Below are 9,576 nucleotides of genomic sequence, written 5' to 3'. Positions count from 1 at the left end.
CCCGGCTACTGGTGCGTACGACGTAACTGGCGCGTCGTACGCACCAGTAGCCGTGTCCTGGGCGGGTGCCGTGGCCGGGTGCGTGGCCGGCCGGACCGCACCCGATGACGGACGGTGCCACCAATGCCACCACCATTTTGATGTCACACTCTCTTGACTATGACGTCACAGTGATGTCATAGTGGTGCACATGGACATCACCCCGTACGTCGACAGCCTCCGGCGAGACCTGGTCGCCGCTGCGGACACCGGCAGCGAGGAGACCCGGCAGGCGGCCGAGCGGCTGGCGCTGGCACTCGACCCGGCCGCGCGACTCGCGCTCATGGAGGCGCTGTCCCAGGCCGCCGCGGAGATCACCTCCGAGATGCCCGCCGGCGCCGTCGACGTCCGGCTGAACGGACGCGAGCTCGAGTTCGTCGTGCAGGCACCCGCCGCGCTGCCCCCCACCCCGCCCGCGCCGCCTTCGGCGCCGCCCCTCGACGAGGCCGAGGAGGGCGGGATGGCCCGGATCACCCTGCGCATCCCGGAGTCGGTGAAGGCCCGCGCCGAGGAGATGGCCGCCAAGGCCGGCCACAGTCTCAACACCTGGCTGGTCAACGTGGTCCGCGCGGCCACCAGCGAGACGGCGATCAACATCGACCTGGATCTCTCGAGCATCCCCTTCCTCAGCAACGACCAGCTCGGCGGCAGACGCGGCCGCCGGATGTCCGGCTGGGTCTAGACCCCCCGTTTCCCCCGGGACGGCGCGACGCGCCGTGCCCGCGGGCGAGCACACCCTCCACCGACCTTGTCAGGAGCCCGACGTGACCGAGCACCGCTTCCACACCCCCGACCCGATCCGACTCCTCGTCCAGACCGGCAAGGGCAGCGTCCGCCTGAGCGCGACCGACACCCAGGAGACCTACGTCCGGGTCGAGGGTCGAGGCGCCGAGGACGCCGTCAGCCGGGAGGATGACCAGATCAGCATCATCGCTCCCCGAACGCGCTCCGGATTCCTCGGCGGAGAGCCCGAGCTGGACGTGACCGTCATCCTTCCCGCCGACTCCGAGGCCCGGGTCAGGACCGGCTCGGCCGACATCGAGGTCGAGGGCAGGCTGGGCCAGTGCCAGGTGAAGTCCGGCTCCGGCGAGATCGTGATCGCCGCCGTCGAGGCCGCCACTGCCGTCGAGACGGGCTCCGGTGACATCGAGGTCCGCCGCGCCGCGGCACCGCTGAGGGTCAAGTCCGGGTCCGGGGACGTCCGCCTCGGCAGCGTCCAGGCCGCAACCGCGGTGTCGGTCGGCTCGGGCGACGTCGAGGTCCAACGGGCCGAGGGTGCGACCGCCGTGAAGACCGGGTCCGGGGACCTCGTCGTCACCGAGGTGCGCGGCGACCTCTCCTTCACCACTGGCAGCGGCGACCTCTCGGTCGGCACCGCACACGCCGGCAGCCTGGTGGCCAACGGGGCCTCCGGCGACGTCGAGGTCGGCGTCCCCGGCGGGGTCCCCGTCTGGACCGACATCACCACCACGACCGGCTCGATCAGGTCCAGCCTGGTCGGCGCCGGCCAGCCCGAGGAGGGCCAGGACCACCTCGAGATCCGCGCCCGGTCCGTCACCGGCGACATCGTCCTTCGTCAGCTCTGACCCATCGGTCACCAAGGAGACCACCATGAACAGCTACCCCGACATCGAGAAGGTCGCCCGACAACTCATCACCGAGCGCTCCACGCCCACCCGCCGGATGCCCCGCACCCCCCGCCGTACCCAGCTCGCCCACGGGCTCCGCCGCGTCGCCGACCGGCTCGACGGCTGAGCCTGGCCCCACGGTCAACACCTGCGGTGTGGACCCAAACGACAGAGAAATGGCCCCGAAATCTGCCGTTTGGGTCCAAACGGCAGATCCAGCCGCCACCCCAGGGCGGCTACCGGGCGGGGGTCAGATCGGCGTGCGGTGGAAGTTCTGGAAGGACCGGGAAGGCGTCGGGCCACGCTGCCCCTGGTAGCGCGAGCCGTACTTCGGCGAGCCGTAGGGGTGCTCGGCGGGGCTGGTCAGCCGGAAGAAGCACAGCTGGCCGATCTTCATCCCTGGCCAGAGCTTGATCGGCAGGGTCGCCACGTTGGCCAGCTCCAGCGTGACGTGCCCGGTGAAGCCGGGGTCGATGAAGCCGGCCGTGGCGTGCGTCAGCAGCCCCAGCCGCCCCAGCGAGGACTTGCCCTCCACCCGCGCCGCCACGTCGTCGGGCAGCGAGACCACCTCGTACGTCGAGCCCAGCGCGAACTCGCCGGGGTGCAGGATGAACGGGTCGTTGCCCTCCGGCACCACCTCCCGCGTCAGCTCCGGCTGGTCCTCGGCGGGGTCGATGTGGGGGTACCTGTGGTTCTCGAACACCCGGAAGAACCGGTCGAGGCGCACGTCGATGCTCGACGGCTGCAGCATCGCGGAGTCCCAGGGGTTGAGTGTGATCCGCTCGGCATCGATCTCAGCCAGGATGTCGCGGTCGGAGAGCAGCACGGCACGTAACCTACCCGGCATGGAGTTTCATCGGTACGTCGCGCTCGGCGACTCCTTCACCGAGGGCGTGGGAGACCCGGACCCGGCCCGGCCGAACGGGCTGCGGGGCTGGGCGGACCGGGTCGCGGAGGTGCTGGCGCGGCAGACGCCGGACTTCGGCTACGCGAACCTGGCGATCCGGGGCCGCAAGCTGCACCGGATCCTGGACGAGCAGGTCGAGCCGGCGGTCGCGCTGGCCCCGGACCTGGTCACGATCTACGCCGGCGCGAACGACATCTTGCGTCCGAAGGTCGACATCGACGCCCTCGCGGCGGCGTACGACGGCGCGATCGGCCGGCTGGCCGCCACCGGCGCGACGGTGGTGATGTTCACCGCCTACGACCCGGGGATCTCGGTGATCTTCCGCCCGGTGCGCGGCCGGATGGCGATCTACAACGAGTGGGTGCGGGAGATCGCCGACAGCCACGGCGCCCTGGTGGTCGACATGTGGCGGATGCGGGACGCCCCCGCCTGGGCGATCTGGGACGACGACCGGATGCACCTGAACTCCTTCGGCCACAGCCACATCGCGATCGCCACCCTCGACCGGCTGGGCGTCGCCCACGGGCTGGTCGAGCCGGCGGTGCCCGAGCAGCCCCGCACCACGCGGGCCGAGGCCCGGCGGCAGAACGCGCGCTGGGTGCGCGAGCACGCGGTGCCGTGGGTGCACCGCCGGGTCACCGGCCGGTCCAGCGGCGACACCGTCAGCCCCAAACGGCCGGCCCTGACGCCGATCAGCTGAGGCCGGACGACCGCGACCCGTCGGGGCGGACCAGCCGGCGGATCCTCTGCCCGGACCTGGTCAGCCGCGGCACCGCCACGCCCTTGCCGGGCTGGTAGGCGACCCAGCGCCGGTAGGCCGCGTCACGCTGGATCAGGTCCACCACGTAGGACTGGTCGGCGGTGATCTCGCCGACGTCGTGCCCGGCGAAGTCGCCCGGCGTGGCGAGGAACTCCGGCACCGTGTGCGCCCGGTCCTGCTCGGCGACCACCACCCCCGCCAGGGCCCGCAGCGGTACCGCGACCGGGACGACCAGGGTGAGCAGGGCCCCGAGCAGCAGCGCGGTCAGGCAGAGGGCCTGGGCCCAGGCGTCCGCACGCCAGTCCCACGGGTCGCGGACCAGCACCAGCGCCAGCACCAGGTAGCCGGTTCCGTAGACCACCGCCCAGCTGGCCGAGACCCCGGCAGGGTGGGCGACGCGGCGCCAGCTCCACAGCATCTTCTCCCCGGACCGGTCCTCGGCCAGGACCTGGAGCCGACCGCCGAAGTACGCCGCGGAGAGCACCCCGACGACCACCGCGACCACGGCCAGCGCGACCACCAGCGCGAAGTGGTCGTCCAGCCAGGTGACCACGGTGCTCCAGCCGCTGCCGACCACCCAGACGGCCAGGGCGAGCGGGGCGAGCAGGAAGAGCAGCCGCCAGCCGAGCGCGGCCAGCAGCCGCAGCAGCCCGCGCAGCCCGCGGATCACCCCGCGGGCGACCCGGTGGGTGGTGCCCCCGCCCGTCCCGGCGGGCGGCACCCCCATCCGGTCGGCCAGCCGGTCCAGTCCTGTCCAGACGCTGCCGGTGGCCGCCGGCAGGGTGCCCAGCGCCATCAGCCCGAGCGCCAGGACGACGATGGCGCCCAGGGTCACCGTGCTGCGCGCGTCGTTCCCACCCTTGTCCTGGGCGCGTTGCACCGCCTCGGCGAGCACCGGCACCAGCGGGGTGAGCAGCACCAGTCCGTGCAGCATCGTGCCGGAGCGCAGCGCGCCGTACGCGAAGGCCAGCAGCAGCAGGCTGACCCCGATGCCGGCGGCGAGCCCGGCCAGCCCGGCGGGGACCGCGCCGAACGCCGCGAGGGTGACCAGCACCGCCCCCATGGCCAGGCCCAGCAGCGCCAGGCTGCGCGCGATCGCGCCCTTGCCGGTGAGGGCGGTCATCCCCCAGAACACGATGAGCATGGCGCCGCGCAGCCCGCGGGTCAGGGGCCGCAGGGCGCCCAGTCCGGACCGCGGCGAGTCGAGCACCGTGGCTCCCACCGCGGCCGCGGTGGTGCCCGAGCGCAGCATCAGGTCGCTGCTGGTCTCGGCCTGCAGCGGCTCCCGGCCGATGCCGGCGCGGTCGAACGCGAACAGCAGGCGCTGACGGTCCTCGGGGTCGGCGTTGGCCCCCGCCTGGCGGACCCGGTCGATGAGCCGGGCGTTCTCGCTGGCGAAGAACTGCCCCCGCGAGCGCTCGTTCGCCCCGTCCAGCCGGTCGGCGTCGATCGCCTTCTGCAGCGCCGACAGGTCGTCGGGCAGCACGCGCAGGTGCACGGCCAGGGCGAACAGGTGGGCGAGTGCGGGCATCGAGGTGGGCAGGTCGCCGGGCGCGACGCCCGGCACGTCGAAGCAGTCGGCCAGCTCGCGCACCGCGGTGGTGCCGAGCTCCTGCAGCGAGGCGTCACCAGGGATCCCCTCAGGCCCGAAGAGCTCCTGGACGATCTCGGCCAGCGTCTCCTTCGCCAGCGTCTCAGCCTGCTCGCGGGTCACCTCGAGCCCGACGTACCCGCTGAGCAGAGCCGAGCGGCGCACCCGGGCCGGGTGCAGGACCGTGCGGCACAGGATGGTCGCGGCGTCCAGGCGGCCCCAGATCCAGTCGTTGAGCCGCCAGGAGCGCTTGAGGAAGCCGCCGAACCGGTTGACCGACATGCCGCCGAGCTTGTCGTCGGCGGTACGGGTGTAGCGGGTGAACGCGTTCTCGGTCTGCGCGGACAGCTGCACCACCTCGACCGGGATGGTCGAGCCGGTGGCCACCTCGTCGCCCAGCGCGGAGTTGGCCACCTCCAGCTGCAGCAGCCGGGTGAGCAGCTGCTCGGCGGTCAGTCCGCGGTCGCCGAGCACGGCCTGCCAGGCGTCCAGCCGGGCGTCGGCGAACCCCTTCGGCATGCTGAGGTCGAGGTCGCGAAGCACCGCGAGGGCCGGGAGCAGCGCGGTGACCACCTGCTCCACGAGCCCGCGGACCTCCACGCCCGCACTGCCGGGATGCTCGCTCACCGCACCCAGCTGATGGGTCAGGGCGGTGAGCACGGCGGTGCGCCGGTCGTTGCCGCGCCGGGCGTCGCGGGTGGCCGCCTCGCACGCCTGGGCCTCGTTCTCGGCGATCTGGGTCGCCAGCTGCTCCAGGCCGTCGGTGCCGCCCCCGGCCATCAGCGCGCGGTAGCACCCGAGCCGGAAGGCCCAGTAGGACTGGCTGGGCTCGAGGCTGACCAGCACCTCCTGGGTGTCCCAGACCGCGTCGGTCCGCTCCCGGCAGGCCTCGATCCGGGCGGCCAGGTCCGAGACCGTACGCCGGGCGGAGGACACCGCGTCGTACTCCGGGCCGGGCGGGAGCACCCAGACCAGCCGGCGCAGCAGGTCCGCCCCCGCCTCGGCCACCCGGCCGGCCCCGGTCACGCCCCAGCCCCACCCGGGCCCGACGTCGGGCTCGGCATCGGTGGGCAGCTGGCGGGGGACGTAGGGGAGGCCGACCTCCATCCGGTTCGCGGACGGGGTGCCGGCGGTGGTGGGCTGCTCGCGGCGCGAGCGGTCGTCGAGCCAGTCCTGGGCGCGCTCGGCCGCGGTGCGGACCCGTTCGTAGCCCCAGTCCGTCGCGGCCGGCCCCGCCCCGACCGGGAGGGTGGCGAACTGGTCGACCTTGCGCTGGGCGAGGTCGCGCGCCGCCCGCCACTTGCGCAGCCGCCGGTAGTGCGGGAAGAGACCCAGGGCCAGCGACTCGAGCGTCTGGTCGGCCCCGCCCAGGGTGCCCAGGATGTCGCTGCGGGTCCCCCGGCGGCCGGCCGCCTGCCGGTTGTGCCCCTCGAGCTCCTCCACGAACGTGCGGCCGCCCTGCGCCGACAGCGCCCCCAGCAGACCGTTGAGCGTGGTGAGCAGGGTCGGCGCGGCGGAGAACTGGTCGGCCGGGTCGAGTCCGGGGGCGGGCGCGTGGGGGTAGACCAGCAGCATCACCCGGCGGACCGGGCCGGAGGCGGGCATCGCCTCGATGGCCTGCAGCGCGTACTTCGTGGGGGTGTTGGCGAGCAGCCCGCCGTCGACGGCGAAGCGGGAGCGGTCGCGGCGCGAGGTCATCCCCCAGCTCTCCACCACGGTGGCCATGTCCGGCCGCAGCAGCAGGTCCTCCCCGGTCCGCCCCGACCCGTCGGAGCCCACCGGCACGAAGGTGGGCTCGAAGGCGATCGGGAAGCTCGCGGAGGCGCGGGAGGCCAGGGCGAGCTGGGCGGCGGTGTCGCGGATGTGGGCGAGGTCGAAGGGATCCTCGGGCTCGCCGGGCCGCAGCGTGGGTGGCGGTGTAGGCCAGCGCCGCCAGTGGAACTTCGCCGCGTGCAGCGCCTGGGGCAGCTGCTGGCCCAGCCCGTCGGTGGTGATCAGCTGGTTGCCGTTGAGCACGGTGGTCGCGATGGTGAGGTCCACCGGCGCCTCGGTGCGGTCACGCAGGTCGGCAGGGCTGGCCAGCCGGGCCAGGGCGGAGTTGAGCTCGGGCAGGAAGTAGGCGTCCCCCTTCATCAGCGAGGACGGCGAGCCACGGAACGGCTGGCGCAGCAGCGTCTCGAGCTGCCCCTGGTCGATCCACACGTCACGCAGGATCGAGACGTTGGCCCGACGGTTCACCTGGGCCAGGGCGAGGGCGGAGCCGTTGATGCCCCCCGCGCTGGTGCCGGCGACGACGTCCACCCGCGCCGAGGCGCCGGCCAGCCGGAGCATCAGGGCGTACGCCGGGCACACCGTCGGGTCGTGCGCGGACTTGACCAGCCGGTCCAGCTCCAGGACGCTGCCGCCCATCCACACGGCCAGGCTGACGCCGCCGTTGAGGACCACCCCGAAGCGGATCTCCTCGGGCGGGACCGTGCCCCAGCCCGCCGTGGACGACAGTCCCGCCATCTCTGCTCCGATCGACGCAGGCCCGCGTGAGGTGGCCCATGGGGGAGGTGGGCCCGTCCGGAGCTGGGCCCGTCTGGAGGTTCGCTCCATCATGGAGGAGGCGGCTGCGGCGCGCCAGAGACCTGTCTGCCGTCCGCCCGTCGGGGGGTTGCTACCATCGGTCCCGCCGCGCCACCGCGGGCGGCGCTGCGGATGTAGCTCAGTTGGTAGAGCGCGACCTTCCCAAGGTCGATGTCGCGAGTTCGAGTCTCGTCATCCGCTCCACGACGTCGGGCCGGCGATGTGACGAACAGGTCATTGCGACCCCGCCACGGGCGGCCCGCCCCGGGCCTAGCGTGAGAGCCATGAGGACCTTCGCGAAGCTCCTTCCGCTCGCTCTGGTGGCACCCATCTTGGCTCTGCCCCTTCTTCTCGCCGGCCCGGCCGCTGCCGACGCCCTGCCGGTGCCCGGCACGCCCTGGCCCCGGTGCCACACCGGGTCGGACACCGACGGGCAGTACTGCATCCTCTCGGTCACCCGGGACGGCCAGGAGATGGACCTCGCGCCGGGCACCGTCGACGGCGACTACGAGGTGCCCTTCGTCGACTTCCTCGGCCCCGGCCCCGGCCCGGCCGGGAACGACGTGCGTCTGGGGATCGAGCGGTGGAACCGGGTCGGCATGCCCGCGCCGGACCTCGGCAACATCAGCCCCGACCACCAGTGGGTGTTCGTGCTCAACACCGGTGCTGCCCGGGTCACCGAGCTGACCGGAGCGATGCGGGAGGTCTCGCAGTCCTCCGGCGGCACCAGCACCGGCGGCTGGACCACGACAGTGACGTTCCACCCCGTGCCCATCGCCTGGCTCTCGGACTATGAGGCCTGCACCTTCGAGAACGGGTGCGGTGACGAGCACACGGTCGCCGACCAGGTGTACGACGGCTTCATGACCGGCCGACTCTCGGACGGGACGACCGAGGGCAGGCCGGACTGGGCGGTCGCGGCCCGGGCCGGCCTGGTCGAGGTGGGCAACGCCCAGGGGGTCTCGACGGAGTACGACTTCGACACCAACGCGCTGGTCGTCCGGCTGGTCAACCCGCACCTGCGCTCCACCGGCCCGGACGTGGCCGCCGAGGGCTGGTTCGAGACGTTCCTGCCCGATGCCTGGCTGACCCGCAACTACCACGTGCCGGACCCGACGACGCTGACCACGGCGTCGGCCTTCTCCGTCCGCCGCGTCGGAACCTCGACCCCGGTGGACTACACCGTCACCCGGCAGGCCGGTGGGGTGTGGGTCCGCATCAGCGACTTCGGCTTCTCCACCCCCGAGTTCCGGGTCCGGCCCAAGCCCACCGCCCCCGGCGTCCCGCGCTGGGGCTCGGTGGCCCGCGCCGGCACCCACGCGGTCCGGGTGCGGTTCCGGGCACCGCTCGCCGACGGCGGCGCCGCGATCACCCGGTACACCGCCCGCTGCCACCGGGGCACCGCTGCCTGGAAGCAGGTCTCGGGGGCGGGTTCCCCGCTCACCGTGCGCGGCGTGCCGGCCAAGCCGGTCACCTGCCAGGTCCGCGCGGTGAACCGGATCGGGCCGGGCGCCTGGTCGCGGGCCCGAGCCGAGTGATCCCAGCGCGCTTCTGTGACTGATGAGACATCTGTGACTTTTGGGGTTACCGTGGTGGGAGTGATTCTGCTCGCACACCGCGATTGAGGACTTCCCCATGCCCCGCCGCCGCACCGTCGCTGTCATCGCGCTCGGCCTGCTCCTGGCCGCCGCCCCGTTCGTCCCCGGCTCCCGCGGGCCCGACGGGGCGATCCGGCCCTCGGGCCAGGACCGACCCACAGACACGCCCGGAACCACGGCGGGACGTGCCGCCCTCACCCCCGCCATGCGGGCCGAGATCGACCGGGTGGTGGCCGCCGGCCTGGCCCAGCCCGCGCTGCGGGCCAAGGCGACGCCTGGGCAGCTGGTGGACAGCCAGGTGCGCTGCGCCACCCTCGCCGGGCTCCGCTACTGCCTGCACCTCGGCTGGACCGAGGACAGCCAGGCCCAGGTCCAGGCCCGGCTGGCCGTGGCGGCCCGGCGGACGACCTCCGAGGGCGGGGGCACCGGCGACCTGGACGTGCTCACCGACCTGGGCCGCGCGGCTGCGCTGCCCCCCGCGGCCC

8 protein-coding genes and 1 tRNA gene are annotated in these 9,576 nt (G+C 73.6%); 7 read left to right on the top strand and 2 right to left on the bottom strand.

Annotated features, from left to right (window positions below; genetic code table 11):
- The first annotated feature begins 190 nt into the window (after nucleotides 1-190).
- From PLP61_RS11305 to PLP61_RS11295, 3 genes are all read left to right on the top strand, one after another.
- On the top strand, nucleotides 191-721 hold the full coding sequence (locus PLP61_RS11305) for a toxin-antitoxin system HicB family antitoxin (protein ID WP_324502818.1): 531 nt from the start codon (nucleotides 191-193) through the stop codon (nucleotides 719-721).
- Between the two features lie 82 nt (nucleotides 722-803).
- Nucleotides 804-1,625 carry a DUF4097 family beta strand repeat-containing protein gene (locus PLP61_RS11300; protein WP_324502817.1) on the top strand — a complete coding sequence of 274 codons (822 nt, stop codon included), beginning with the start codon at nucleotides 804-806 and terminating at the stop codon, nucleotides 1,623-1,625.
- A gap of 25 nt (nucleotides 1,626-1,650) precedes the next feature.
- Entirely contained in the window at nucleotides 1,651-1,794 is a 144-nt protein-coding gene (locus PLP61_RS11295) for a hypothetical protein (RefSeq protein ID WP_324502816.1), read from the top strand.
- Nucleotides 1,795-1,917: 123 nt separating this feature from the next.
- On the opposite strand, the gene dcd is transcribed toward PLP61_RS11295, so the two are convergent.
- Nucleotides 1,918-2,493 (bottom strand): dCTP deaminase, encoded by a 576-nt coding sequence (gene dcd / locus PLP61_RS11290; protein WP_324502815.1) that lies wholly within the window; start codon nucleotides 2,491-2,493, stop codon nucleotides 1,918-1,920.
- A 19-nt stretch (nucleotides 2,494-2,512) separates the two neighbouring features.
- On the opposite strand from dcd, the gene PLP61_RS11285 reads away from it, so the two are divergent.
- A complete protein-coding gene (locus PLP61_RS11285) occupies nucleotides 2,513-3,274 on the top strand; it encodes an SGNH/GDSL hydrolase family protein (RefSeq protein WP_324502814.1) in 762 nt (253 codons plus the stop codon).
- Here the strand turns inward: PLP61_RS11285 and PLP61_RS11280 are convergent.
- Nucleotides 3,267-7,433, bottom strand: coding sequence for a patatin-like protein (locus tag PLP61_RS11280; RefSeq protein ID WP_324502813.1), 4,167 nt, complete (start codon nucleotides 7,431-7,433; stop codon nucleotides 3,267-3,269). The genes PLP61_RS11285 and PLP61_RS11280 overlap by 8 nt on opposite strands.
- Before the next feature lie 188 nt (nucleotides 7,434-7,621).
- On the opposite strand from PLP61_RS11280, the gene PLP61_RS11275 reads away from it, so the two are divergent.
- The 3 genes from PLP61_RS11275 to PLP61_RS11265 all read left to right on the top strand — a co-directional run.
- Nucleotides 7,622-7,697 (top strand) — tRNA-Gly (locus PLP61_RS11275).
- Between the two features lie 80 nt (nucleotides 7,698-7,777).
- Complete coding sequence (locus PLP61_RS11270; protein WP_324502812.1) at nucleotides 7,778-9,031, top strand: fibronectin type III domain-containing protein; 1,254 nt, start codon at nucleotides 7,778-7,780, stop codon at nucleotides 9,029-9,031.
- Between the two features lie 97 nt (nucleotides 9,032-9,128).
- Nucleotides 9,129-9,576 (top strand): hypothetical protein (locus tag PLP61_RS11265; protein WP_324502811.1); only part of this gene is annotated, 448 nt, incomplete at its 3' end.

The sequence above is a fragment of the Nocardioides sp. genome (genome assembly GCF_035429765.1).
Taxonomy (GTDB): Bacteria; Actinomycetota; Actinomycetes; order Propionibacteriales; family Nocardioidaceae; genus Nocardioides.
This window is presented reverse-complemented; position numbering and strand designations above follow the sequence as displayed.

What these genes read in the sequence shown, in the direction of transcription:
- PLP61_RS11305 (WP_324502818.1), top strand. Translation starts at nt 191, where the DNA reads ATGGACATCACCCCGTACGTCGACAGCCTCCGGCGAGACCTGGTCGCC.
- PLP61_RS11295 (WP_324502816.1), top strand. Translation starts at nt 1,651, where the DNA reads ATGAACAGCTACCCCGACATCGAGAAGGTCGCCCGACAACTCATCACC.
- PLP61_RS11270 (WP_324502812.1), top strand. Translation starts at nt 7,778, where the DNA reads ATGAGGACCTTCGCGAAGCTCCTTCCGCTCGCTCTGGTGGCACCCATC.
- PLP61_RS11280 (WP_324502813.1), bottom strand. Translation starts at nt 7,433, where the DNA reads ATGGCGGGACTGTCGTCCACGGCGGGCTGGGGCACGGTCCCGCCCGAG.
- PLP61_RS11285 (WP_324502814.1), top strand. Translation starts at nt 2,513, where the DNA reads ATGGAGTTTCATCGGTACGTCGCGCTCGGCGACTCCTTCACCGAGGGC.